This window comes from Stenotrophomonas maltophilia group sp. msm4, assembly GCF_032025605.1.
Taxonomy (GTDB): Bacteria; Pseudomonadota; Gammaproteobacteria; order Xanthomonadales; family Xanthomonadaceae; genus Stenotrophomonas; species Stenotrophomonas sepilia.
The window spans coordinates 270,123-294,827 of record NZ_JAVSKK010000001.1 but is presented as its reverse complement, the minus strand read 5'-3'; the positions used below and the strand labels follow the sequence as shown (position 1 = coordinate 294,827).

Here is a 24,705-nt window from a genome sequence, read left to right as displayed (position 1 = left end):
CCCATCCATGCCCGCCCACACCGCACGGCTCAAGCCGCATTCCCTGGCCCTGGCCCTCGCCGCCCTGCTGCCGTCCGTCGCCTTTGCAGCCGGTCAGGACACCGCCCATCGTGACCGCCACCTGACCGAGCTGTCCTCGGTGCAGGTCACCGCGTCGCCGCTGCAGGGCGATGCCGAATCCCTTGCGCGCCCGGTGGAGGTGCTGGCCGGTGAGCGCCTGGACGAACAGAAGGCCGGCACCCTCGGCGATACCGTGGCCAAGCTGCCCGGCGTGCAGAGCACCTTCTTCGGCCCCGGCGTCGGCCGCCCGATCATCCGTGGCCAGGAAGGCCCGCGCGTGGCCGTGCTGTCCAACGGCATGGGCAACATGGATGCGTCCACGGTCAGCGCCGACCACGCCACCAGCATCGAACCGTTCCTGGCCGACCAGATCGAAGTGCTGAAGGGCCCGGCCACGCTGCTGTTCGGCAGCGGTGCCATCGGTGGCGCGGTCAACGTGGTCGATGGCCGCATCGCGCGCGAGCTGCCCGAGCGCCCGCTCAGCGGCCGCGCCGAGCTGCGTGGCAATTCGGTGAACAACGAGCGCAGCGGCATGTTCCGCCTCGATGGCGTCAGCGGCAATGTCGTGCTTCATGTGGACGGCCTGGTGCGCAATGGCGACGACTACCGCATTCCCGGCTATGCGGTGGTCGACAGCCTGGAAGACCACCACGACGACCACGACCATGATCACGCGGGCGAGGAAGGCGAAGAGCCGCGTCGCGGCCGCCTCGAGAACAGCTCCATCCGCACCCGCGCCGGCGGCGTCGGCGCAACCTGGCTGGGTGACGGCGGCTACTTCGGCGTGTCGGCCAGCACCTACCGCACCAACTATGGCATTCCCAACGGCGCGCACGTGCACGCCGACGGTGATGATCATGGCCATGACCATGGTCACGACCATGGTGATGAAGAGGAAGGCGGTGACGAGCACGACGTGCGCATCGACATGGTGCAGAACCGCTTCGAGACCAAGGCCGGCATCTACAACCCGGTCTCGTTCCTGAAGAACATCAACGCGCGCGTGGCCTACACCGACTACGAGCACGTGGAGCTGGAGGCCGGCACGCCGTCGACCCGCTTCACCAACCGGGGCATCGAGGCACGCCTGGAAGCCGTGCAGCAGCAGATCGGCGGCTGGGATGGTGCCTTCGGCCTGCAGTTCGGCAACAGTGATTTCGGCGCCAAGGGCGAAGAGGCGTTCGTTCCGGATACCGGCACGAAGAACATCGGCCTGTTCGTGCTGCAGGAAAAGCAGTTCGGCCCGTTCAAGCTGGAACTGGGCGGCCGCCATGATCAGGTCAAGCTGGACCCGAGCGGTGACTATCGCCGCCGCACGTTCGGCGCCACCAACCTGTCTGCCGCTGGCATCTGGAAGCTCAACGATGCGGTTGACCTGCGCATCGGCGTGGACAGCTCCGAACGTGCACCGACCAACGAGGAGCTGTATGCCGCCGGCGCGCACATCGCCACCCGCTCGCTGGAAATCGGCGATGCCAACCTGAAGACCGAGCGCGGCCAGCGCGTGGAACTGGGTATCCACACCCACAGCGAACGCCTGGACTTCTCCGCCTCGGTCTACCAGACGAAGTTCAAGGACTTCATCTACCTGGCCGACACCGGCGTTACCGAGGGGCTGCCGGTGCGCGCCTGGACCCAGCAGGACGCGGTGTTCCGCGGCGCCGAGGCCGAAGCGCTGGTGCACCTGTTCGAGGGCGGCGCCGGTGACTGGGACCTGCGCGTGTTCGGTGACTACGTGAAAGCCAAGCTGGATGGCAGCGGCAGCCGCAACCTGGACATCGCCGTGCCGCACGGCGACCACAACCACAACTACAGCGTGGAACTTGCCAACACCGGCTACCTGCCGCGCATCGCCCCGGCCCGCGTCGGTGCCGACCTGCGCTGGTCGAAGGACGGCTGGCGCGCCTCGGTCGGTGCGGTGCGTTACAGCCGCCAGAAGGACGTGGCGCAGAACGAGGAGCCGAGCGATGGCTACACCCTGGTCGATGCGCACCTGGCCTATCGTTGGGACCGCAACGCCAGCAACAGCTACGAAGTCTTCCTGGATGGCAGCAACCTGACCAACCGCGAAGTGCGCCCGCATACCTCGCTGCTGCGCGACTACTCGCCGCTGCCGGGCCGTGGGGTCGCATTCGGCATCCGCGCGTTCTTCTGATCGGATGCAGGGGGGCGGATCCCTTTCCGCGGGAAAGGGCTCTGCCCCCACTCGCCCTTTCAACGCATGGCGGGGCCGCACCACGAATACCATTCTCTCTCCCGGGGGGCCGTCTGGCCCCCCGTTCCTTTATGCGTGAGCGAGGTCGCGGCGCCCCCCGCTCACACACCCGTCACAAAGATGTGCGTACCACAACAAGCGGACAATCCCGTCACCCAATGTCTCGCCAATCGGACACTTTTGTCCGAAAATAATTCCATGACTGCCCAACGTGCCGATGCTGCTGCCCGCCGTGCCCTCATCCTCGACGCCGCCGATCATGTGTTCGGCCAACACGGTGTCACTGCCCCACTGGACCTGGTGGTCGAACGCGCCCAGGTGGGCCGCGCCACCCTGTACCGCAACTTCCCCGACCGCACTGCGCTGATCCAGGCGCTGCTGCAGCGTACGGTCGACCGCATCCGGCGCCAGGTCGAACAGCTCGGCGACCGCGACGACGCCCTGTTCGAGGTGTTCGAGGGCATGGCCCAGCGCATCATCGATTCGCCCGCACTGGCCGATTACTGGCGCGCGGTCGATTCGGACGTGCCGGCCATGCGCGCGGCGCGCGAGACCGTGCGCGACCTGCTGGAGGAACCGATCGCCCGCGCCAAGGCCGCCGGACTGTGCCGTGCCGACCTGGAAAAGACGGATATTTCACTGATCTCGGGCATGCTGGGTGCGGCCCTGCGCGGCAAGACCCGCGACGAGCGCGCCCACCTCGCCGGGCGCGCCCTGCAGCTGCTGCGCGGGGGTCTCCAGGGAGCAACCAGCGAGGCGCGCTGATGGTCCAGCCGTATCTGAAGCCGGTTCCGGATTGGGAGGAGCACGAGAAGCCGACCATGCCCGGCTCGGCGTCGATGCCCTGGCACCCGCCGTACCGGCGTGCGGCCTATGCGCTGGTATCGTTGCTGGTAGCGATCACCGGCGGCCTCGGCAATGCGCTGGTCACCGCCAACCTGCCGTTCCTGCAGGGCCAGCTGGCGCTGACCCCGACCCAGGGCAGCTGGCTGGTGGCGGCCTATGCCATGGTCAACGTCACCGCCAACCTGCTGGCCTTCAAGTTCCGCCAGCAGTACGGCATCCGCCTGTTCGCCGAGATCGGGCTGGGCCTGTATGCGGCGCTGGCGGTGCTGCACCTGTTCGTCGGCAGCTTCGAGACCACGATGCTAACCCGTGCCGCCAGCGGCTTCGCCGGCGCGGCCTGTTCGACACTGGGCACGCTGTACATGCTGCAGGCGCTGCCGCGGCGCTTCACCGGCAATCTGCTGGTGGTCGGCGTCGGCCTTTCGCAGCTGGCGGTGCCGATCGCCTGGATCGTTTCACCAGGCTTGGTGGATACCGGCCAATGGCACCAGCTCTATTCGTTTGAAGCCGGGCTGGCGCTGTGTGCGTTCGCCGGCGTGGTGGTGTTGAAGCTGCCGCCGGGCATCCAGGTGAAGGCGTTCGAGCCACTGGACTTCCTCACGTTCGCGCTGCTCGCCCCGGCCGTCGCCCTGCTGGTGATCGTGCTGGCGCAGGGCTACACGCGCTGGTGGCTCAACACAGCGTGGCTGGGCTGGGCGCTGATCGCCTCGATCGTGCTGTCCACCACCGCCTTGATCATCGAGCACTACCGGCGCAATCCACTGCTGCAGATCCGCTGGCTGTCGACGCTGCCGGTGCTGCATTTCATCGTCGGCGCCTTCCTGATCCGCTTCCTGACCACCGAGCAGTCCTATGGCGTGGTCAACCTGATGCGCACGCTCGGCATGGGGCCTGACCAGATGCGGCCGCTGTTCGTGGTGATCCTGGCCGGGGTGATCGTGGGCATCGCCGGTGCCTCGCTGACCTTCGGCCCGAAGCGGCTGATCGCCCAGCTGCTGATGGCGATCCTGCTGCTGGGCGCTGCCGCCTTCTTCGACCAGCACCGCACCAGCATGGATCGGCCGCACGACTTCTACGCCAGCCAGTTCCTGGCCTCGGTCGGCGCCGGCATGTTCATGGGCCCGTTGATCATGCTCGGCATTTCGGCGGCGTTGAAGCAGGGGGTGGACCACATCGTCACCTTCCTGGTGACGCTGTCGATCACGCAGACGCTGGGCGGCCTGGCCGGCTCGGCGGTGCTGGGCACCTTCCAGCTGCATCGCGAGCAACTGTACTCCAGCGCGCTGACCAGCCAGCTCGACCCCGCCGATCCGGTGGTGGCACAACGCCTGCGCATCCAGCAACAGCTGTACAGCGCACAGATCACCGACCCGGTGCTGCGCAGCGCGCAGGGCAGCGCGCAGCTGGCGCAGACCACGCGCCGCGAAGCCAATGTGCGCGGCTTCAATGATGTGTTCACCCTGAGCGGTTGGCTGGCGATCGGTTTCCTGTGCTGGTTGCTGCTGCTGTCGCTGCGCACCGCCGTGCTCAAGCAATGGCGCAAGCGCCACCCCACTTCACCCGTTGCGGCCACCCCGGCCGCACACCGCTGAGTCCTCCGCCATGCCCCCAGTTCCGCCCCGATCCGACGACGCCGACAATGTGACGCCACCGCCGCCGACCGACGCGGCACCTGCGCCCACGCCCGTTGAACCGGCAGTCGCGCCGAAGTATCTCAAGCCCAGCGCGCGCAGCGTGGTGGTGATGGTGGTGGTGGCCCTGCTGGGCATTGCGCTGATCCTGCGCGCCTGGCATCTGTGGCCGTTCACCAGCAGCGTGATGGTGACCGACAACGCCTATGTGCGCGGCCAGATCACCGTGATGGCGCCACAGGTCAACGGCTATGTGACCGAAGTGCTGGTGAAGGATTTCCAGCATGTGAGGCAGGGCGAGCCGCTGCTGCGCATCGATGACCGCATCTATGCCCAACGCGTCGCCCAGGCGCAGGCGACGCTCGACAGTGCGCGCGCGGCGCTGGCCAACTCCGACCAGTCGCAGGCGCAGAACCGTGCGCAGATCGCCTCCGCGCGCGCCACGCTCTCGGCCGGGCAGGCCGAACTGCAGCGCTCGCGCAACGAGCTGAAGCGCTACGAGGAACTGGCCGCGCAGCAGCTGGTGTCGATCAATGACCGCGACAAGTTCCGCACCAGCCAAGCCTCGGCGCAGGCCAGCGTGCAGCAGTCGCAGGCGCAGATCCGCATCGCCGAGGAAACACTGGTGTCGACCCAGGTCGCGCGCAAGAGCCTGGAGGCCCAGGTGGAAAGCGCACAGGCGCAGCTGGAACTGGCCCGCATCGACCTGGCCAACACGGTGATCCACGCACCGCGCGACGGCCAGATCAGTGAAGCCAGCGTGCGCGTGGGCCAGTATGTCGCCGCCGGTTCGCAGCTGCTGTTCCTGGTACCTGACACACTGTGGGTGGTGGCCAACTACAAGGAAGGCCAGACCTGGGGAATGGCGATCGGCCAGCCGGCCACGTTCTCGGTCGACGCGTTCCAGGGCCAGGTGCTGAGGGGCCGCGTGCAGGAGATCGCGCCCGCCACCGGATCGGAGTTCAGCGTGTTGCGCCCGGACAATGCCAGCGGCAACTTCACCAAGGTGGTGCAGCGGCTGCCGGTGCGGATATCGATCGATGAAGGCCAGAAGCTGGCCGCGCAGCTGCGGCCCGGCATGTCGGTGATCGTGCGGGTGGATACCGCAAGCAAACCGAAGGACTAGCCCTTGTCATGAAACGGGGTCAGATCCCTTTGCCAATGGCAAAGGGATCTGACCCCACTCAGGATGCCGGCCAGCGGCCGGCACTACCATTGCGTTACCCCGCGCAGCGCGCGCAGAGACCGTGGACTTCCAGCGTCTGCGCCTGCGGCTGGAAACCCAGCTCCTTGGCGCGCTTCTCCAGCTGGCTGACGATCTCGCGGTCTTCCAGTTCCACTGCGCTGTGGCAGCTGTTGCAGATCAGGAATGGCACCGAATGCGCAGCGCTGCTTGGATGATGGCAGGCCACGAAGGCATTCACCGACTCCAGCTTGTGCACGAAGCCATTGGCCATCAGGAAGTCCAGCGCGCGGTACACGGTGGGCGGGGCATCAGCGCCCACGCCCTTGCCGTTACGCACCCATTCCAGCAGCTCGTAGGCCTTGACCGGCTTGCCGGCCTCGGCGATCAGCTTCAGCACATTGGCGCGGATCGGGGTCAGGCGCAGCCCGCGTTCGCGCGAGACACGCTCGACCACCGCCACGAAATCCGATGCGTCGTGGACATGGTGGTGCGGGGCGGTACAGGCAGTGGCGGTCTTGGCGGGCATGCGTGTTCTCCGGTTCGGGCCTGGCAAGGATGCCTCAGGCCGTTGCTACCTTGGTGATGGCCACATCAATGCGTTTCAAGGCCTGCTCGCGGCCGGCCAGGTAAACGGTATGGGAAATGTCAGGGCTGACCTGGGTGCCGGTGATGGCCACGCGCAGCGGCTGGGCGACCTTGCCCATGCCGATTCCCAGCGCTGCGGCCGCGTCGTGCAGGGCGACGCCCACCGACTCGGCGGTCCATTCCGGCAGCGCGGCCAGCAGCTCGCGGGCCTTGCCCAGCGCCACCTCGGCACCGGCCTTGAAGTGCTTGGCCACCGCCGCTTCATCGTATTCGGTCAGCGGCTGGTACCAGACCACGGCCTTCTCGGCCATCTCCTTCAGGGTCTGCACGCGTTCACGCAGGGCGATCACGACATCCTCCGGAGCCGGGCCGGCGGCCACGTCCAGCCCCAGCTTCTGCAGCTGGTAGACCAGGTGCGGCACGATCGCGGCCACCTCCTCGGTCTTCAGGAAGTGCTGGTTGACCCAGCCCAGCTTGGCCATGTCCAGGCGCGAGGCCTTGGAATTGCAGTCCTTCACGTCAAACAGGTCGATCAGTTCCTGGCGGCTGAACAGCTCCTGGTCACCATGCGACCAGCCCAGGCGGGCCAGGTAGCTCAGCAGCGCATCGGGCAGGTAGCCGGCGTCCTTGTACTGCATCACGTCAGCCGCACCGGTGCGCTTGGACAGCTTGGCGCCCTGCTCGTCCAGGATCATCGGCATGTGGCCGAACTTGGGCACCGGCGCGCCGATGCCTTCATACAGGTTGATCTGGCGCGGGGTGTTGTTGATGTGGTCGTCGCCGCGGATGACCTCGGTGATGCCCATGTCCCAGTCGTCCACCACCACCGCGAAGTTGTAGGTGGGGTAGCCGTCCGGGCGGAAGATGACCATGTCATCCAGCTCGCTGTTGGCGATCTCGATGCGGCCCTTGATCAGGTCATCGAACACCACCGTGCCTTCCAGCGGGTTCTTGAAGCGGATGACGCGGTTCGGGTCGTCCCGGTAGGGCAGGCCCAGATCGCGCGCAGCGCCGTTGTAGCGCGGCTTTTCCTGCCTGGCCATGGCGGCCTCGCGCATGGCATCCAGCTCCTCGCGGGTCTCGTAGGCGTAGTACGCCTTGCCCTCGGCGATCAGTTGCTCGGCCACTTCCCGGTAACGGGCGACGCGGTCGGTCTGGTAGATCGGGCCTTCGTCGTAGTCCAGGCCCAGCCACTCCATCGCCTCCAGGATGGCGTCGATTGCGCCCTGGGTGCTGCGTTCGCGGTCGGTGTCCTCGATGCGCAGCACGAACTCGCCGCCGCGGTGACGGGCCTCCAGCCAGCAGTACAGCGCGGTGCGGGCACCACCGATGTGCAGGTAGCCAGTGGGACTGGGGGCGAAGCGGGTGCGGCAGGTCATGGACGGCTCGAGGAACGGGAATCCCCCGATTTTACCAGCCCACCGCCCCCGACGGAAAAAGGGGACGGAGGGGATTAAGTCGCGATTGCCCAGCCCTGGGAAAAAGGGGACGGAGGGGATTAAGTCGCGATTGCCCAGCCCTGGGGTGCTGTAACCGGGAAGCGGAGGGGCAGATACGACTTAATCCCCTCCGTCCCCTTTTACGGTTCTGCCTTTCGCGGGAAGGACGGCTCGCGCATTGCGGCGTTGTAGGCGAACGAAGCGACGATGGCCGCGGCCTGCTTCAGGTCTTCCGGTTCGGCGTGGTCCCAGGTGTCCAGGTGGCTGTGGTGGACGTTGGTGAAGTAGTCCAGCCGGTCCTGGATGAACTGGAAGCCCGGCAGGCCGATGCGATCGAAGCTGATGTGGTCGGTGCTGCCGGTGTTGCGGGTGGCCACGGTGGTGGCGCCCACGTCATGGAACGGCGCCAGCCAGGCTTCGAAGATCGGCATCGCCGCCAGGTTTTCCTGCGCGTAGATGCCACGGAAGCGGCCCGAGCCGTTGTCCATGTTGAAGTAGACCTGGAACTTGCTGTAATCGCGGGTCTTCTGCAGTGCACCGGTCGGCTCGCGCAGCGACGCCGGCAGCGCTTTCTGGGCCGCGTCAGTGGGGTCGGGGAAGCGACCGAAATGCTTGGCCACATAGGCCTGCGAGCCGATCAGGCCCTGCTCCTCGCCGCTCCACAGCGCCACGCGGATGGTGCGCCTGGGCTTGGCACCGGTGGCCTTGAGGATGCGCATCGCCTCCATCATCACCGCCACGCCAGCGGCGTTGTCGGCCGCACCGGTGCCGCTGTGCCACGAATCCAGGTGCGCACCGATCATCACCACTTCATCGGGCTTGCTGCTGCCGCGGATCTCGGCCAGCGTGTTGTAGCCGGGCTGGTCGGCCTCGTCGGTGAAGCGCGCCGCCACATCCACGCGCAGGCGCACCGTCTGCTTGGCCTGAAGCGCGCGCACCAGCGGATTGAAGTGTTCGCTGATCATCGCCAGTTCGGGGATGCCCACCGGCTCACCGGCCTTGCGCGAACCGCCGCCGGCAACGCGGATGATGCCGTTGTCCCAGCTGCTGATGCTGATCGAGGCCAGCGCGCCCTCTTCGACGAAGAACGCATTGACCTTGGCCGCCAGCTGCTGGCGTTCCTGGTACTCCTTGACCCGCTTGGCGCGCTCGGCGGTAGCGTCCTTGTCCTTGGGCAGGGTGAACTCCTGCAGGCCCTCCAGCGAGGTCGCGTCGTGGCGGTGCGAATCGGGCTCGGTGCCCCGCTTGTATTCGCGTGCCTCGCCCAGCAGGAGGATCTTGCCGCGCAGCTTGCCGCGGTACTTCTCGATGTCTTCGGGCTTCTTGATCTCGACCTGCACCAGCTCGCCTTCGACCGGGCCCTTCGTACCGGGCGTCCAGGCCTTGGGCAGCGCATGCAGCGGCTGCACGCGGTCACCCAGCATTTCCACGCTCGCCGAGGTGAATTCCCAGCCACGGCCGAAATCATCGAAGGCTTCGTCGTGGACGTTGTCCAGCTTCCATTCGTTGAACTTGCCGCGGGTCCACGCATTGGCGAGGCCCATCGCCGGCGAATTGCTCAGGCGCGGGCCGATGCGCTCGGTGAGATAGCTGAAGGTGTCCATCACCTGCGAACGGTGGAACGCCTCCTGGCGGATGCGGCTGACCATGTCCAGGTCCACCGTCTCGCGCTGCTGCGCCCCTGCATTGCCACCCATCACCAGCGCTGCGGCCAGCACGCCCCACTTCAACACATCGCACCCCTGCCCTTCGGCTCGATCATCAACCCATCGAGTCTAGCCAGCCGGGGCGCGGCGATACCGTCCCATCGGTCATGGGCGGCGCGGAAGCGTGCGAACCAAGGTTCGCACCCACAGGAGAGTGATTGGGTCGTACCCACAAAGCCGAATCACCCGCTCCATCCCAGCCACAACTGCGCCCGCTCCGGCAGCAACAGCAACCAGTGCCGCCGGTCGATGCTGCTGCAGCCGTACACCGCCGCGTGTGCCGGCCAGTCATCCGGAAGGCCGCCGATGCCGATCTCGGCCAATGCCTCTGCGCCGGCTTTCCATGGCCGGTAGCGCGGCACCCGGCCGGCCACCACGCCGCGTCCCTGCCGCGCACCCTGCAGCCAACGCAATCCCTGCCCCTGCAATCCTTCGCAGGTCACCGCCGCCAGCTGGAAGCGGACCAGGCCGGGGGCGATCCGCGCCCCCGGCAGGGCCGCCAGCACGCCATGTGCCTGCAGCAGTGCATCCACTTCCAGCAGGGCCGGAATGCCCTGCTGTGCCCGTTGCCGCAATCCCTGGCGCCAGCCCATGGCGTGCTCCTTACTTCAGGTCCGCGCCGAGCGCGTACCAGTCGACCCGGCGGGTCACCCACATTGCCAGCGCCAGGATCACGAACAGCAGCAGCGACCCCATCAGCAGTGCGTTGTTCTCCGACACCAGCAGGCCATACAACGCGCCGTACAGCACGGTCAGCAGGGCCGCGAAGCCGAGGCCGCGCTTCCAATGGCCGAGCACGTTGGCCAGGTACACCGCCTGCAGGCCGATACAGGCCACCGCCGAAACCAGGTAGGCCTTCCAGAACGCGATGTGTTCGGACAGGCTGATCAGCAGCAGGAAGAAGATTGCCAGCGCCAGACCGACCATCAGGTACTGCAGCGGGTGGATGCGCAGCGACTTGATCAGCTCGAACAGGATGAAGCCGACGAAGGTCAGCAGCACGAACAGCACGCCGTACTTGGACGCACGGTCGGCCTGGGTGTAGGTATCGACCGGATCGACCAGCGACACCGTAACCGCCTGCGAGTCGACCGAACCTTCATTGCGCAGCTGCCGCTGTGCGTCGGAGGCCAGCGAGGACACCGCCCAGCGCGCGTCGAATCCCTGTGCATCAACGCGCCGCTCGTTGGGCAGGAACGCACCGCTGAACGACGGATGCGGCCAGCTCGAACGCAGCGCGATGTGGGTGTCATCGCCTACCGGCACCACCGACAGCATGCGGCTGCCATCCAGGCGCAGCTCCAGTTCAACGGTGCTGGCCGCCAGCGTGCCGCCCTGATCCGCAGCGAAACCGGCCACCGGCGCATGCAGGCCACGGCCGACTTCGCTGGCCACGCCGACGCCCGGCAGCAGGCGCAGCTGCTTGCCATCCACGCGCAGGTTCGGTGTACCGACCAGGCCGCGCACATCGGAAATTCCCACCGCCACATACGGCTGGCCATACGTGCGCCCTGCCTTCACCGGATAATCGTCAGCGGCGAAGCTCGCCTTCATCTGGCCGTTCCAGCTGTACACCGGCACCTTGAACAGGCCGACTTCGCGCTGGCTCGGCAGCATCTCACCGCCCACGTCCAGCGACGCCGGCATCTGCAGCCAGTGCCCCTCGGTGACCTGCACCTCGGTCTTCTTGACGCCCAGCGGGTCAACCAGTTCAACCTGCTTGCGTTCCACCCACGGCACCACCCGCACCGGGCCCACCAGCTGCTGCGTGCCGGCACGGCTGTCGGCCACCCGCGCAAAGGCCTCGTCGCGGTACTGGCTGCGTTCGGTGATCACCCCGCGGATCATCATCAGCGGCACCAGCAACAACAGGATCAGCCCGCCGACAATGGCGAACCGCAGCAGCATCTTCAGGGATTTCATGGTCCATCCTCGTTGGAGAGGGCTGCAGGATGGACCGCTGCGGTGAGCAGGGTTTGTGGCGAATTTGAAGCGAGTGTGAAGTCAGCGGCGCGGGCGCTGGCCCGCTGCACCCAACGGCAGCCACAGGCTTGCCACCGTGCCACCGCCATCGCGGGCGTCGAGGCTGGCGCGTCCGTCATGCAGGCGAGCCACTTCCTGCACGAACGGCAGGCCCAGGCCGGAACTGCGCCGACCGCTGCCGGGGCGGGCCAGCGAATAGAAGCGTTCGAACACCCGTTCGCGCGCGTAGTCGGGAATGCCGGCACCGCGATCCGCTACCTGCAGGCGCACGCCCGGCCCGTCCACCTCGGCCTGCAGCGCGATGTCCGCGCCGGGCGGTGAGAAGGCAATGGCGTTGTCGATCAGGTTGTGCAACGCCTGCCGCAGCAGATAGGCATCACCCTGCACGCGCATGTCGGGCACGCTGCCGATGCGCACCTGCACGCCGGCCGCCTGCGCGCGCACCTGCGCGGCCGCCGCTGCGTCGGCCAGCAAGGTTGGCAGCGCGATCGGATCGCGGGTCTGCAGCCAGCCGTGCTGTTCCACTTCGGCCAGCGCCAGCAGCTTGTCGATCGTCTCGGTCAGCCGCTCCTGCTGATCGACGATGCTGCGTGCGAAATGCACGCGGTCGGCCTCCGGCAGCGGCTCCTGCAGCAGCTCGGCGGCACCGCGGATCGCCGCCAACGGACTCTTCATTTCATGCGTCAGCGACTGGACGTACTGCTCGACGTAGGCCTTGCCCTCCAGCTTGCGGCGCATCGTTTCCAGGGCCTGGCCCAGGTCGCCGATCTCGTCGCGGCGCCGCCGCGGCGGTGGCACCGGTTCGCCGGCGCTGACCGCCCGTGCATAGCGGCTGAGCTGGCCAAGGCCCGTGGTGAGCCACATCGTCACCAGCACGCCGACCAGCGCCGACAATCCGATCAGCCAGGCGCCGCGCTCGATGATGGCGCGCTGGCTGGCCGCAATGAACGGATCGATGCTGCGGTTGGGCTGGGCCAGGCTGAGCACGCCGATCAGGGTGCGGCCATCGGCCGGGTCGTATACCGGCGCCGCCACATGCATCACCGTATCGCCCTCTTCGCCTGGCACTTCCGGGCTGGAGCGGGCACCGTACTCGCCACGCAGGGTGCGGTAGACATCGTTCCAGCGCGAATTGTCACGCCCCAGGTCGCGGCCCAGCGAGTCGTAAATGACGATGCCCTTGGCATCGGTGATGGTCACCCGGTAGTCCAGTGAGCGCTTGGGAAAGCGCCAGACCATCGCCTTCAGGTCACGCTGCCGCGCCTTGGCCAGGTTGCGGGTGAAGCTGCCGCTGCGGATGGTGCCGTCCTTGACATCGGCCGCCGCCATCTCGGCCAGCACGTTGGCGGCATCGACCAGGGTCGATTCCATCGCCTGGCGCACACCCGGCTTCACTTCGTTGACGAACACGCGCATCACGAAGAACGCGGCGATGCCGGTGATCAGGAAGAAGCCGAGGAACAGCTTCAGGACCAGGCGCATCGGCTAGACCTCCAGCGCGTAGCCGAGGCCACGGTGGGTGCGGATCGGGTCGTCGCTGGCACCGGCTGCGCGCAGCTTGGCGCGCAACGTCTTTACATGGGTGTCGACGGTGCGGTCGGCACTGTCGGCGCTGCTGTCCCAGCCCCGATCCATCAACTGGGCACGACTGAGAATGGCGCCCGGCCGCTGCAGCAGCGCCTCCAGCAACGCGTACTCGTAGCGGGTCAGGTCCAGCGCGTGGCCGCGGAAGCGGATGCGCCGGCCTTCGCGGTCGATGGCGAAGGCGCCATGTTCCTGCCAGCCCGCATCGGCGCCGGGGGCTGCCGCGACCGGTGCGGCGCGACGCAGGCGCGCACGCACCCGCGCCACCAGCTCACGCGGCGAGAACGGCTTGGTCATGTAATCGTCGGCGCCCAGTTCCAGGCCCAGCACGCGGTCCACTTCATCGTTGCGGGCGGTCAGGAAGATCACCGGCAGCTGGGCCGCCGGCCCGGGCTGCGCGCGCAGCCGCCGGCACACCTCGAAACCGCCCAGGTCGGGCAGGCCCACGTCCAGCACCACCACGTCGATATCCCCGGCCTGCAGGCGCTTCAGGGCCTCGCCACCGAGCAGGCAGTGGCTGGCGGCATAGCCCTCGCTGCGAAGCGCATAAAGCACGGTTTCGGCGATGGCGGCTTCGTCCTCGACGACCAGGACATGGGCAACAGGAGCTGTCATGGCGCGCAGCATAGCCGCTGCGGCCGCCGCCCCGTACACTGCCGCCCATGAACTATCGCCACGCCTTCCATGCCGGCAACCACGCCGATGTGCTCAAGCACATCGTGCAGCTGGCCCTGATCGACAGCTTCAAGCGCAAGGACAGCCCGTTCTTCGTGCTCGACACCCACGGCGGTGCCGGCCGCTACCTGCTGGCCAGCGAAGAGAGCCGCAAGACCCTGGAGGCCGAGTCCGGGATCATGCGGCTGATGGCCCAGCCCAAGCTGCCGGAGGTGGTCGAGCGCTACCTGAAGGCGGTGCAGGCCGACAATCCGGTGGGCGCGTTGACCAACTACCCGGGCTCGCCGCTGCTGAGCGCACAGGCCATGCGTGCGCAGGACCGCATGGCGGTCTGTGAGCTGCAGGAAGCCGAAACGGCCACGCTGAAGGCCCTGTTCGCCCATGACAGCCGCGTCGATGTGCGCCCCGGCGATGGCTATGCCCTGCTGCGTTCGCTGCTGCCGCCGAAGTTCAACGGCAGCAAGATCGGCCGTGGCCTGGTCCTGATCGACCCGCCGTACGAGGCCCAGGACGCCGAATACCAGAACATCCTGGCCGCCCTGGCCGAGACCCTGGCACGCTGGCCGCAGGCCACCTGTGCGGTCTGGTTCCCGATCAAGCAGCGCCGCACCATCCTGCACTTCCTGCGCAAGGCCACCGCCCTGCCGGTGAAATCGGCGATGACGATCGAGTTCCTGGTGCGCCCGGACGACTCGCCGCTGCGCCTCAACGGCAGCGGCATGCTGCTGCTCAACCCGCCGTGGCAGTTCGACCGCGTGGTCGGTCCGGCCCTGCCGGCGCTGCGCCAGCACCTGGGCGAACCCGGGGCCAGCACCCGCCTGGACTGGCTCAAAGCCCCCGAATAACGGCCTTCACGAGGCTGTACCGCCGTGAGCCTTTCGTTCACGGAACGCAGCCCCGGTGATGCCACAATCGATGGACCACCAAGGAATCACCCGGTATGGCCACTCGCAACCGCATGCCGCCCTGGCATGAGATCTTCAAGGCTCCCAGCGGCCACGAGCTGCTGATCCGCCCCATCCGCCCGGAAGATGGCGCACCGCTGCAAGCGGCATTCAGCCTGTTCGGGCCAGAAGAAATCCGTGATCGTTTCCTGCAGGCGGTGACCGAGCTGTCGCCGGAAACCACCCAGCGCCTGACCCACCCCAACCCCAAGACCGAGATCACCCTGGTCGCAGCCGAGTCCCTGCCCGCTGGCGAAGCGGTGGTCGGCGCGGTCGCCCGGGCCTCGATCATCCCCGGCACCCGTGAAGCCGAGTACGCGATCCTGATCAGCCGCTTCCTGATCGGGCAAGGCCTGGGACGGCAGCTGATGCGCAAGCTGGTGAAGTGGGGCCGTGGCAAGTACCTGGACCGCCTGTACGGCGACGTTGCCGCCGAGAACGAACCGATGAAGCAGCTGGCCGCGTCGCTGGGCTTCAAGCCGGTACCGCACCCGACCGGCGCCGAAGGCCTGGTCCGGATGGTGCTGGAGCTGGACAACTGACGGATGCGCCGGGTCCTGCCCGGCCACGTCTCCCGGTAGTGCCAGCCGCTGGCCGGCATTCCGCTCCGCCAACGGCACATGAGGCTGCCGGCAACCGGCCGGCACGACGCACAGGAGCCGGATCGGGCTTCTGCTAAAATCCGGGGTCCATGTCGCGTACCTCATACCCCGCCCCGCCGCTACCGCGCGCCGGCCAGCTCCGCGCCTGGTGGCGCGCCCCCGCCTCGCCCACCGCACTGGCCTGGTACCTGGCCCAGGCAGCGCGCGTGCACGACGCTCCGCTGCTGGTGATCGCCCGTGACAACCACGGCGCCAACCAGCTCGAAGCCGACCTGCAGACCCTGCTCGGTGGCGACCCGGCCCTGCCGGTGGTCGCATTCCCGGACTGGGAAACCCTGCCCTACGACCGCTTCAGCCCGCATCCGGACATCATCTCGCAGCGCCTGGCTGCCCTGCACCGCCTGCCCACGCTGAAGCGTGGCCTGGTGATCGTGCCGGTGCAGACCCTGCTGCAGCAGCTGGCCCCGCGCAGCTACGTCATTGGTGGCAGCTTCGACCTGAAGGTCGGCCAGCGCCTGGATCTGGAAGCCGAGAAGCGCCGCCTGGAAAGCGCCGGCTACCGCAACGTGCCGCAGGTGATGGACCCGGGTGACTTCGCCGTGCGCGGCGGCCTGCTCGACGTGTTCCCGATGGGCGCCGACGAGCCGCTGCGGGTGGAACTGCTGGACGAGGACATCGATTCGATCCGTGCCTTCGATCCGGAAAGCCAGCGTTCGCTGGACAGGGTCGAGGCCGTGCACATGCTGCCGGGCCGCGAAGTGCCCATGGACGAGGCCAGCATCGCCCGCGTGCTGGCCACGCTGCGCGAGCGCTTCGATGTCGATACCCGGCGCAGCGCGCTGTACCAGGATCTGAAATCCGGGCTGGCGCCGGCCGGCGTCGAGTACTACCTGCCGCTGTTCTTCGAGCGCACCGCAACCCTGTTCGACTACCTGCCCAGCGGCAGCCTGCCGGTGGTCTGTGCCGGTGCCGGCGAAGCCGCCGAGGCGTTCTGGGCGCAGACCGGCGAGCGTTATGAGCAGCGCCGCCACGATGTGGAACGGCCGCTGCTGCCGCCGTCGGCGCTGTACCTGTCGCCGGAGCTGCTGCGCGAGCGCCTGAATGATGCCCCGCGCATCGAGGTATGGGCCGCCGACCACGCACGCATCGCCGACGCGCACGCGCTGGGCGACCAGCCGCTGCCCCCGCTGCCGGTGGCCGCACGCGAAGCCCCCGCCGGCGATGCGCTGAAATCCTTCCTCGGCCATTATCCGGGCCGGGTACTGATCGCCGCCGATTCGCCCGGCCGCCGCGAGGCACTGCTGGAAGTGCTGCAGGCCGCCGAGCTGAAGCCGCCGGTGGTGGCCGACCTGCCCGGTTTCCTCGCTAGCGATGCGCGCTTCGCGATCGCGGTGGCGCCGCTGGAAGATGGCTTCGCGCTGGACGATCCGCGCATCGCGGTGCTGACCGAGCGCCAGCTGTTCCCCGAGCGCGCCGGCAGCACCCGCCGCACGCGCCGTGCCGGTCGCGAGCCGGAGGCGATCATCCGCGACCTCGGCGAGCTGACCGAGGGTGCGCCGATCGTGCACGAGGACCATGGCGTCGGCCGCTACCGTGGCCTGATCGCGATGGACGTCGGCGGCATGCCGGGCGAGTTCCTCGAGATCGAATATGCCAAGGGCGACCGCCTGTATGTACCGGTCGCCCAGCTGCACCTGATCAGCCGCTACTCCGGTGCTTCGGCGGAAACCGCACCGCTGCATTCGCTCGGTGGCGAGCAGTGGAGCAAGGCCAAGCGCAAGGCCGCCGAGAAGGTGCGCGATGTGGCCGCCGAACTGCTGGAGATCCAGGCCCGCCGCCAGGCGCGTGCCGGCCTGGCACTGCAGGTGGACCGCGCGATGTACGAGCCGTTCGCCGCCGGTTTCCCGTTCGAGGAAACCCCCGACCAGCTGGCCGCGATCGATGCCACCCTGCGCGACCTGGCCAGCAGCCAGCCGATGGACCGCGTGGTCTGCGGCGACGTCGGCTTCGGCAAGACCGAGGTGGCGGTGCGCGCTGCATTTGCTGCGGCCAGTGCCGGCAAGCAGGTGGCGGTGCTGGTGCCGACCACGCTGCTGGCCGAGCAGCATTACCGCAACTTCCGCGACCGTTTCGCCGATTACCCGCTGAAGGTCGAAGTGCTGTCGCGCTTCAAGACCAGCAAGGAAATCAAGGCCGAACTGGAGAAGGTGGCCGCTGGCACCATCGACGTCATCGTCGGCACCCATCGCCTGCTGCAGCCGGACGTGAAGTTCAAGGACCTGGGCATGGTCATCGTCGACGAGGAGCAGCGATTCGGCGTGCGCCAGAAGGAGGCGCTGAAGGCGCTGCGCGCCAATGTGCACCTGCTGACCCTGACCGCCACGCCGATCCCGCGCACCTTGAACATGGCCATGGCCGGCCTGCGTGACCTGTCGATCATCGCCACGCCACCGCCGAACCGGCTGGCGGTGCAGACGTTCATCACCCAGTGGGACAACGCGCTGCTGCGCGAAGCCTTCCAGCGCGAACTGGCGCGCGGTGGCCAGCTGTACTTCCTGCACAACGACGTGGAGAGCATCGGCCGCATGCAGCGCGAGCTGTCCGAGCTGGTGCCGGAGGCACGCATCGGCATCGCCCACGGGCAGATGCCCGAGCGCGAACTGGAAAAGGTGATGCTGGATTTCCAGAAGCAGCGTTTCAACGTGCTGCTGTCGACCACGATCATCGAATCGGGCATCGACATCCCCAACGCCAACACCATCATCATCAACCGTGCCGACCGCTTCGGCCTGGCCCAGCTGCACCAGCTGCGTGGCCGCGTGGGCCGTTCGCACCACCGTGCCTACGCCTACCTGATCACCCCCGACCGTCGCGCGATCACCCCCGACGCCGAGAAGCGCCTGGAAGCGATCGCCTCGATGGACGAGCTGGGCGCCGGCTTCACCCTGGCCACGCACGATCTGGAAATCCGCGGCGCCGGTGAACTGCTTGGCGAGGACCAGAGCGGGCAGATGGCCGAGGTCGGCTTCAGCCTGTATACGGAGCTGCTGGAACGCGCGGTACGCAGCATCAAGCAGGGCAAGCTGCCCGACCTGGATGCCGGTGAGGAAGTGCGCGGCGCCGAGGTCGAGCTGCATGTGCCGGCACTGATCCCGGAAGACTACCTGCCGGACGTGCACACCCGCCTGACCCTGTACAAGCGCATTTCAAGCGCGCGCGACAGCGATGCACTGCGCGAACTGCAGGTGGAGATGATCGACCGCTTCGGCCTGCTGCCGGATGCAGCCAAGCACCTGTTCGCCATCGCCGAGCTGAAGCTGAAAGCCAATACGCTGGGCATCCGCAAGCTCGACCTGGGCGAGAACGGCGGCCGCATCGTGTTCGAGTCCAAGCCGAACATCGATCCGATGGCGGTGATCCAGCTGATCCAGAAACAACCGAACCTCTATGCCATGGAAGGGCCCGACAAGCTGCGCATCAAGCACCCGCTGCCGTTGCCGGAAGACCGCTTCAATGCGGCCCGCGCCCTTCTGACCACACTTGCCCCGGGTTGATCGCCCCCCGAACACCCCGCACCGGTCCCCACCCGGTGCGGGCGGATGACCATGTTCCCTGACGCCGTACCCGCCCCCGACCTGCTGCACGCGCAGGCCTGCCTGATCGATGCCCTCTCGATGTCGCTGCAGATGCGCGACGCCTACACCCGCCACCACTGCGACCGCGTTGGCCTGCTCGCGCAGCGCCTGGCCACGCACTGCGATCTTGATGATGAGGCTCGTGCGCAGATCGGCCTGGCCGCGCGCTTCCATGACATCGGCAAGATCGGCATACCCGATGACGTGCTGCTGGCACCCCGCCGGCATACCGACGAGGAGCGCGCGATCATGCGCGAGCATCCGGTACGCGGCGAACACATCTTCCTGGCCACCGGCCGCAGCGACGCCTTGCCGGTGGCGCGGCTGATCCGCGCCCATCACGAGGCCTTCGATGGCAGCGGCTACCCCGATGGGCTGCGCGGCGAATCCATCCCGCTGGGTGCGCGCATCGTCACCATCGCCGATGCCTACGATGCGATGACCAGCGTGCGCCCGTATCGCGACGCGATGGAGCATGAGGCCGCATTGCGGATCATCGACGAGCAGGCCGGCGGGCTGGTGGATCCGTACGTGCTGCAACGCTTCCATCGCATGCTGGAGCGGGAACCGGCGCTGGCCTGAGATCGGCCGGGCAAACGAAAGGCCCGGCGTTCGCCGGGCCTTTCCGCTTCTCGCATCACGGGTAATCGATCACCAGATCACCACACGCTTGTCGTCGGCGCGCACCATCGCATCACCCGCCTTGCACTGGAATGCAGCGGCGAACGAGGGCATGTTCGACGGCGCACCGTTGGCACGGAAGTTGGCCGGCGCGTGCGGATCGGTGTTCAGGCGCACGCGCAGCTCACCATCGGTGAAGTTGCGGCGCCACACGGTGGCCCAGTTCATGAAGAAACGCTGGTCCTGGCTGTGGCCGTCAACCTCGACGTTCGCCTTCGGGTCTTCCTTCAGCGCCATCTGCAGCGCGTCATAGGCCACGGTCAGGCCGCCCAGGTCGCCGATGTTCTCGCCCAGGGTCAGCTTGCCCTTCACGAACACGCCCGGCACCGACTCGTAGCCGTCGAACTGGGCGACCAGCTGGTCGGTACGTTCGGTGAAGGCCTTGCGGTCGGCGTCCGTCCACCAGTTGTCGAAGTTGCCGTTGGCGGCGAACTGGCTGCCCGAGTCGTCGTAGCCGTGCATCATTTCGTGGCCGATGACCGCACCGATGCCGCCGTAGTTCAGCGCCGGATCGGCCTTGGCGTCGAAGAACGGCGCCTGCAGGATCGCCGCTGGGAATACGATCTCGTTCTTGGTGGCGTTGTAGTACGCATTGACGGTCTGCGGGGTCATGCCCCACTCGATCTTGTCCACCGGCTTGCCGATCTTGTCCAGCATGTAGCGGTAGTTGAACGCGCGTGCTGCCTGCATGTTGCCCAGGTAGCTGTCGCCGTTGGTCTGCAGGCCCGACCAGTCACGCCACTTGTCCGGGTAGCCGATCTTCGGGGTGAAGCTGGCCCATTTTTCCAGTGCCTTCTTCTTCGTTTCCTCGCCCATCCACGGCAGCTGCTCCAGGCGCGCCTTCAGCGCCTGCGACAGGTTCTCCACCAGGTGCTGCATGGCCACCTTCGACTCGGCCGGGAACACGGCGTCGACGTACAGCTGGCCCAGGGCTTCACCCATGCCACCATTGACCGACTCCAGCACGCGCTTCCAGCGCGGCTGCATTTCCTTCTGGCCACGCAGGGTGGTGCCGTAGAAATCGAAGTTGGCCTTCTCGAACTGGCTGCTCAGGTACGGCGCGGCATCATCGATGGTGTGGAAGCGCAGGTAGGCCTGCCAGGTGCTGGCGGGCACATCGGCCAGCATCTTGTCCATTTCACCGAAGAAGCCCGGCTGCGCCAGCGAGAACTTCTGCGCGGCCGGTACCTTCAGGGTGTCGAACAGCGCGGTCCAGCTGAAGTTCGGGGTCAGCCTGTCGGCGTCGGCGGCGCTGAGCGGGTTGTAGCGCTTGGCCGGGTCACGCATTTCGATGCGCGACATCGAGGCCTTGGCCAGGCGGGTTTCGAAGGCCATCACGGCCTTGGCCTGCTCGGCGGCCTGCGCCGCGTCCACACCGGACAGGGTCAGCACCTGTGCGATGTAGGCCACGTAGGCGTCGCGGATCTTGGCCTGCGCATCGTCGAAGTAATAGCCCTTCTCCGGCAGGCCCAGGCCGCCCTGGCCGACATAGGCGATGACGTTGGCCGAATCCTTGTAGTCGGCATTGGCGAACAGCGAGAACAACACGCCCTTGCCTTCGGCCTGGCTGTCGCGCAGGTACTGGGTGATGGCGGCGGTGTCGTTCAGCGCGGTGATCTTGTCCAGCTGCGGCTGCAGCGGCGCCAGGCCGGCGGCTTCGATCTTGGCCTCGTCGTTGCCGGTCTTCCAGATGTCACCGATCTTGGCTTCCACCGAGCCGGCCTTGGCCTGGCTGGCGGCGGCCTGCTGCACCAGCGCGTGCTGCACTTCCAGCGAGCGCTCGCGCAGGATCTCGAAGCTGCCCCAGGTGGTCTGGTCGCCCGGCACCGGGTTGGCCTTCAGCCACTTGCTGTTGACGAAGCCATTGAGGTCGGTACAGGCCGAAATGGCCGGATCGAGGTCGGCGCTGTTGAGCGAGATCAGCGGCGTCTTGATCTGCGACAGGTCGAAGGCCGGCTTGGCGTCGGCACTGGCCGCCGGCGCGGTTTCGTTCTTGCCACAGGCGGCCAGCGAGGCAGCGATGGCGATGGTCAGGCCCAGCGGGACCAGGTTGCGGACGTTCATGAGGCTCTCCTGCGGGTAATTTCACAGGGTAGCCGGGGGCGTGAGGTTGGGGACCGGCCAAAGGTCACAGAGCGTCCTTCTGTAGAGTCGAGCCATGCTCGACTGCTCTCCGTTCCGGGTTCATGCTTCCTGCGGCAAAGGCCCAAAGCAGCCGAGCGTGGGCTCGGCTCTACAAAAAGAAGGGCCGGCTTGCGCCGGCCTTCTGTTTCTTATTTCGCCTTGCCCTGGTTGGCTACGGCTTCGGCGGCCTTGCGCGCCGCTTCCGGGTCGCCCAGGTAGCGGAACGACTGCACGGTCAGGTCATCGTTCAGTTCGAACAGCAGCGGGATGCCGGTCGGGATGTTCAGCTCGAGGATTTCCTCGCGCGAGACGTTGTTGAGGTACTTGTACAACGCACGCAGCGAGTTGCCGTGGGCGGTGACCAGCACGGTCTTGCCGTCCTTCAGCTGCGGCGCGATGGCGTCGTGCCAGTACGGCAGCACGCGGTCCAGGGTGGTGGCCAGCGATTCGGTGCCCGGCAGCGCGTTGCGGTCCAGGCCGGCGTAACGGCGGTCATGGATCGGGTGGCCCGGATCTTCCAGGTCCATCGGCGGCGGCGGGATGTCGTACGAACGACGCCACACCTTGACCTGCTCTTCGCCGTGCTTGGCAGCGGTCTCGGCCTTGTCCAGGCCCTGCAGGCCGCCGTAGTGGCGCTCGTTGAGGCGCCAGGACTTGTTCACCGGCAGCCAGTCCTGCTCCAGCTCGGCCAGCGCACCCTGCAGGGTGTGGATGGCGCGCTTCAGCACGGAGGTATGGGCGACGTCGAACTGCAGGCCTTCCTCGCGCATCAGGCGGCCGGCGGCGGCCGCTTCCCGGCGCCCCTGCTCGGTCAGGTCGACATCGACCCAGCCGGTGAAGCGGTTGTCCAGGTTCCACTGGCTCTGGCCATGGCGCAACAGTACGAGTCTACGGGTCACTGCAGGGTCTCCAACGCGAGGAAAGGCAGGCCGCCATTGTAGCCCCGGCGGCCGCTCACCGTGCCGTGGCGCCACGCATGCGATGCTGCAGCCAATGAATACGGTGATCGACCCCGGGCGCTGGGAAGGCAGCGTCACCGCCGCTCGAGCGCAACAGCTGCAGCTGGCCGGCCGCGTGGAACGCCAGGACCGCCTGCCACGCAAGGTGCGCTGGCTGGCCGGGCTGGATGTCGGATTCGAGGACAACGGTGCCATTACCCGCGCCGCGGCGGTGCTGCTGGATGCAAGGACGCTGCAGCCCGTGGCGCAGGAGATCGCGCGGATTCCTACACTCATGCCCTATATCCCGGGCCTGCTCAGCTTCCGCGAGCTGCCGGCACTGCTGGCCGCACTGGCACTGCTGCCACGAACGCCGGACCTGGTGTTCGTCGATGGCCACGGCATCAGCCATCCACGCCGGCTGGGCGTCGCCGCGCATCTGGGCGTGGTCACCGATCTGCCGAGCATCGGCGTGGCGAAATCGAAACTGGTGGGAAGGTTCGTCGAACCGGGGGCCGAAGCTGGTGCGCATACACCGCTGCTGGATGGCGACGAGCAACTGGGCTGGGTGCTGCGCAGCAAGGTGCGCTGCAAGCCGCTGTTCGTGGCCGGTGGCCATCGGGTCAGTGCCGATACCGCGCTGGGCTGGGTGCAGCACACCCTGCGTGGCTATCGGCTGCCGGAGCCAACCCGGCTGGCGGATCGGCTGGCCTCGCGGCGGGACGAATAGCTGCGCCGGGCGTCTCCCGGCGCGCGCGTCATCTTCGATCAACGATGCACATGGCCACGATGGCCCTGCGCGTCCTCGCCGTGGTCGTGGCCCTCATGGCCCTCGTGTCCGCCGCCCTTGGCCGGCGCCGGCCCGCCACAGGCTTCGCCGCAGTGGTCCGCTTCGATCTGCAGTGTCACGTGCTCGATACCGAAGTCATCATGCAGGCGTCCGCCCAGCTCACGGCGCAGCGCATCGGCATCGGTGCCCTCGCGCATCACGATGTGCGCGGTCAGCGCCGGGGTGCTGGAAGCCAGCGCCCACACGTGCAGGTCATGCACGTCCAGGACTGCGGCGTGGCCGGACAGGCTGTCGCGCACCCTGTCCACGTCCATGCCCTTGGGCACGCCTTCCAGCAGTACGTTGATCGCCTCACGCATCAGTACGTAGGTACGCGGCAGCACCCACAGGCCGATCAGCACGGCCAGGATCGGGTCGATCGGTTTCCATCCGGTCCACTTGATCAACAATGCGCCCGCAATCACTGCCACCGAGCCGAGCATGTCGGCCCACACTTCCAGGTAGGCGCCCTTCACGTTGAGGCTCTCGCCACTGCCCGCCTGCAGCAGGCGCATCGAGATCAGGTTGATGACCAGGCCCGCAGCCGCGATCACCAGCATGCCGGAGGAGGCGATCTCCTGCGGCTGGCGGAAGCGGCCGACCGCCTCCCACAGGATGTAGGCGGCGACCACGAACAGCATGGCACCGTTGATCATCGCGCCCAACGCTTCCAGCCGTGCATAGCCGTAGGTGCGGCGCGCATCCGGCGGGCGCCGGCTCAACCGTACCGCGACCAGCGCGATCATCAGCGCCAGCGCATCGGTGGCCATGTGTGCGGCGTCGGACAACAGCGCCAGGCTGTTGGTCCAGAACGCGCCCACCACTTCGACGACGAGGAAGGTGGTGGTCAGGCCGAGTGCCCACCACAAGGGCTTCTCGTGGCGGATCTGGGATGGCAGGTGATCGTGGTCGTGGCCCATGGCAACAGCTCCTTTGCGATGCGGTGCAGGCTACGCGGTGCCGGCGGAGGAGACTATTACGATGTTTATAACATTGCAGGCCACACGAGCCCTCGTCGGGCATGGCCCGGCGAGGGCTGCAG

19 protein-coding genes are annotated in these 24,705 nt (G+C 67.4%); 9 read left to right on the top strand and 10 right to left on the bottom strand.

The genetic code is table 11. The features are described from left to right. The first annotated feature begins 7 nt into the window (after positions 1–7). From ROV93_RS01380 to ROV93_RS01365, 4 genes are all read left to right on the top strand, one after another. Positions 8–2,215: a TonB-dependent receptor gene (locus ROV93_RS01380; protein WP_072166843.1), complete on the top strand. Its 2,208-nt coding sequence runs from the start codon at positions 8–10 to the stop codon at positions 2,213–2,215. Positions 2,216–2,473: 258 nt separating this feature from the next. Next, positions 2,474–3,040 carry a TetR/AcrR family transcriptional regulator gene (locus tag ROV93_RS01375; RefSeq protein ID WP_005415802.1) on the top strand — a complete coding sequence of 189 codons (567 nt, stop codon included), beginning with the start codon at positions 2,474–2,476 and terminating at the stop codon, positions 3,038–3,040. After that, a complete protein-coding gene (locus tag ROV93_RS01370; RefSeq protein WP_312538462.1) occupies positions 3,040–4,713 on the top strand; it encodes an MFS transporter in 1,674 nt (557 codons plus the stop codon). Before ROV93_RS01375 ends, ROV93_RS01370 begins: the two co-directional genes overlap by 1 nt. 10 nt (positions 4,714–4,723) lie before the next feature. Further along, entirely contained in the window at positions 4,724–5,878 is a 1,155-nt protein-coding gene (locus ROV93_RS01365; RefSeq protein ID WP_072166845.1) for an HlyD family secretion protein, read from the top strand. Between the two features lie 94 nt (positions 5,879–5,972). On the opposite strand, the gene ROV93_RS01360 is transcribed toward ROV93_RS01365, so the two are convergent. The 7 genes from ROV93_RS01360 to creB all read right to left on the bottom strand — a co-directional run bounded on the left by ROV93_RS01360 (position 5,973) and on the right by creB (position 13,862). After that, positions 5,973–6,464: a Fur family transcriptional regulator gene (locus ROV93_RS01360; RefSeq protein WP_005415799.1), complete on the bottom strand. Its 492-nt coding sequence runs from the start codon at positions 6,462–6,464 to the stop codon at positions 5,973–5,975. A 34-nt stretch (positions 6,465–6,498) separates the two neighbouring features. Then, positions 6,499–7,902 (bottom strand): glutamate--tRNA ligase, encoded by a 1,404-nt coding sequence (gltX, locus tag ROV93_RS01355; protein ID WP_072166846.1) that lies wholly within the window; start codon positions 7,900–7,902, stop codon positions 6,499–6,501. A gap of 200 nt (positions 7,903–8,102) precedes the next feature. Then, on the bottom strand, positions 8,103–9,695 hold the full coding sequence (locus ROV93_RS01350) for a M20/M25/M40 family metallo-hydrolase (protein WP_072166847.1): 1,593 nt from the start codon (positions 9,693–9,695) through the stop codon (positions 8,103–8,105). 155 nt (positions 9,696–9,850) lie between these two features. Beyond that, positions 9,851–10,261, bottom strand: coding sequence for a hypothetical protein (locus ROV93_RS01345; protein WP_072166848.1), 411 nt, complete (start codon positions 10,259–10,261; stop codon positions 9,851–9,853). Positions 10,262–10,271: 10 nt separating this feature from the next. Then, positions 10,272–11,591, bottom strand: a complete 1,320-nt coding sequence (gene creD, locus ROV93_RS01340; protein ID WP_072166849.1) for a cell envelope integrity protein CreD — start codon at positions 11,589–11,591, stop codon at positions 10,272–10,274. Positions 11,592–11,672: 81 nt separating this feature from the next. Then, positions 11,673–13,133 carry a two-component system sensor histidine kinase CreC gene (gene creC, locus ROV93_RS01335; protein WP_005415794.1) on the bottom strand — a complete coding sequence of 487 codons (1,461 nt, stop codon included), beginning with the start codon at positions 13,131–13,133 and terminating at the stop codon, positions 11,673–11,675. A 3-nt stretch (positions 13,134–13,136) separates the two neighbouring features. Beyond that, positions 13,137–13,862 (bottom strand): two-component system response regulator CreB, encoded by a 726-nt coding sequence (creB, locus tag ROV93_RS01330; RefSeq protein WP_072166850.1) that lies wholly within the window; start codon positions 13,860–13,862, stop codon positions 13,137–13,139. Between the two features lie 35 nt (positions 13,863–13,897). Between creB and rlmJ the strand changes: the two genes are divergently transcribed. The 4 genes from rlmJ (at position 13,898) to ROV93_RS01310 (ending at position 19,673) form a co-directional block, all read left to right on the top strand. Next, positions 13,898–14,755, top strand: coding sequence for a 23S rRNA (adenine(2030)-N(6))-methyltransferase RlmJ (rlmJ, locus tag ROV93_RS01325; RefSeq protein WP_072166851.1), 858 nt, complete (start codon positions 13,898–13,900; stop codon positions 14,753–14,755). A gap of 95 nt (positions 14,756–14,850) precedes the next feature. Then, the gene (locus tag ROV93_RS01320; protein WP_004150340.1) at positions 14,851–15,396 is read left to right on the top strand and encodes a GNAT family N-acetyltransferase; all 546 of its coding nucleotides are present in this window, start codon (positions 14,851–14,853) and stop codon (positions 15,394–15,396) included. A 149-nt stretch (positions 15,397–15,545) separates the two neighbouring features. After that, positions 15,546–19,010, top strand: a complete 3,465-nt coding sequence (gene mfd / locus ROV93_RS01315; RefSeq protein WP_072166852.1) for a transcription-repair coupling factor — start codon at positions 15,546–15,548, stop codon at positions 19,008–19,010. Positions 19,011–19,055: 45 nt separating this feature from the next. Further along, positions 19,056–19,673 (top strand): HD domain-containing phosphohydrolase, encoded by a 618-nt coding sequence (locus tag ROV93_RS01310; RefSeq protein WP_061479525.1) that lies wholly within the window; start codon positions 19,056–19,058, stop codon positions 19,671–19,673. 69 nt (positions 19,674–19,742) lie between these two features. Here the strand turns inward: ROV93_RS01310 and ROV93_RS01305 are convergent, their stop codons facing one another. Both ROV93_RS01305 and gpmA read right to left on the bottom strand, forming a co-directional pair. Then, positions 19,743–21,836 carry a M13 family metallopeptidase gene (locus ROV93_RS01305; protein WP_180890270.1) on the bottom strand — a complete coding sequence of 698 codons (2,094 nt, stop codon included), beginning with the start codon at positions 21,834–21,836 and terminating at the stop codon, positions 19,743–19,745. Between the two features lie 209 nt (positions 21,837–22,045). Continuing rightward, positions 22,046–22,795 (bottom strand): 2,3-diphosphoglycerate-dependent phosphoglycerate mutase, encoded by a 750-nt coding sequence (gene gpmA / locus ROV93_RS01300; RefSeq protein WP_005415787.1) that lies wholly within the window; start codon positions 22,793–22,795, stop codon positions 22,046–22,048. A 94-nt stretch (positions 22,796–22,889) separates the two neighbouring features. Here gpmA and nfi point away from each other — a divergent pair, with 94 nt between their 5' ends. Then, positions 22,890–23,564, top strand: coding sequence for a deoxyribonuclease V (gene nfi / locus ROV93_RS01295; RefSeq protein ID WP_065179783.1), 675 nt, complete (start codon positions 22,890–22,892; stop codon positions 23,562–23,564). A 38-nt stretch (positions 23,565–23,602) separates the two neighbouring features. Here nfi and ROV93_RS01290 read toward each other — a convergent pair whose 3' ends face one another. Beyond that, positions 23,603–24,583, bottom strand: a complete 981-nt coding sequence (locus tag ROV93_RS01290) for a cation diffusion facilitator family transporter (protein ID WP_065179784.1) — start codon at positions 24,581–24,583, stop codon at positions 23,603–23,605. Between the last annotated feature and the right edge of the window lie 122 nt (positions 24,584–24,705).

Excerpts from the sequence above, each read along its gene's own strand:
- ROV93_RS01305 (WP_180890270.1), bottom strand. The coding sequence starts at position 21,836 with ATGAACGTCCGCAACCTGGTCCCGCTGGGCCTGACCATCGCCATCGCT.
- ROV93_RS01320 (WP_004150340.1), top strand. The coding sequence starts at position 14,851 with ATGGCCACTCGCAACCGCATGCCGCCCTGGCATGAGATCTTCAAGGCT.
- ROV93_RS01365 (WP_072166845.1), top strand. The coding sequence starts at position 4,724 with ATGCCCCCAGTTCCGCCCCGATCCGACGACGCCGACAATGTGACGCCA.
- mfd (WP_072166852.1), top strand. The coding sequence starts at position 15,546 with ATGTCGCGTACCTCATACCCCGCCCCGCCGCTACCGCGCGCCGGCCAG.
- creD (WP_072166849.1), bottom strand. The coding sequence starts at position 11,591 with ATGAAATCCCTGAAGATGCTGCTGCGGTTCGCCATTGTCGGCGGGCTG.
- nfi (WP_065179783.1), top strand. The coding sequence starts at position 22,890 with ATGAATACGGTGATCGACCCCGGGCGCTGGGAAGGCAGCGTCACCGCC.
- ROV93_RS01345 (WP_072166848.1), bottom strand. The coding sequence starts at position 10,261 with ATGGGCTGGCGCCAGGGATTGCGGCAACGGGCACAGCAGGGCATTCCG.
- ROV93_RS01375 (WP_005415802.1), top strand. The coding sequence starts at position 2,474 with ATGACTGCCCAACGTGCCGATGCTGCTGCCCGCCGTGCCCTCATCCTC.
- ROV93_RS01370 (WP_312538462.1), top strand. The coding sequence starts at position 3,040 with ATGGTCCAGCCGTATCTGAAGCCGGTTCCGGATTGGGAGGAGCACGAG.
- rlmJ (WP_072166851.1), top strand. The coding sequence starts at position 13,898 with ATGAACTATCGCCACGCCTTCCATGCCGGCAACCACGCCGATGTGCTC.
- ROV93_RS01360 (WP_005415799.1), bottom strand. The coding sequence starts at position 6,464 with ATGCCCGCCAAGACCGCCACTGCCTGTACCGCCCCGCACCACCATGTC.
- ROV93_RS01310 (WP_061479525.1), top strand. The coding sequence starts at position 19,056 with ATGACCATGTTCCCTGACGCCGTACCCGCCCCCGACCTGCTGCACGCG.
- creB (WP_072166850.1), bottom strand. The coding sequence starts at position 13,862 with ATGCTGCGCGCCATGACAGCTCCTGTTGCCCATGTCCTGGTCGTCGAG.
- creC (WP_005415794.1), bottom strand. The coding sequence starts at position 13,133 with ATGCGCCTGGTCCTGAAGCTGTTCCTCGGCTTCTTCCTGATCACCGGC.
- ROV93_RS01380 (WP_072166843.1), top strand. The coding sequence starts at position 8 with ATGCCCGCCCACACCGCACGGCTCAAGCCGCATTCCCTGGCCCTGGCC.
- gltX (WP_072166846.1), bottom strand. The coding sequence starts at position 7,902 with ATGACCTGCCGCACCCGCTTCGCCCCCAGTCCCACTGGCTACCTGCAC.
- ROV93_RS01290 (WP_065179784.1), bottom strand. The coding sequence starts at position 24,583 with ATGGGCCACGACCACGATCACCTGCCATCCCAGATCCGCCACGAGAAG.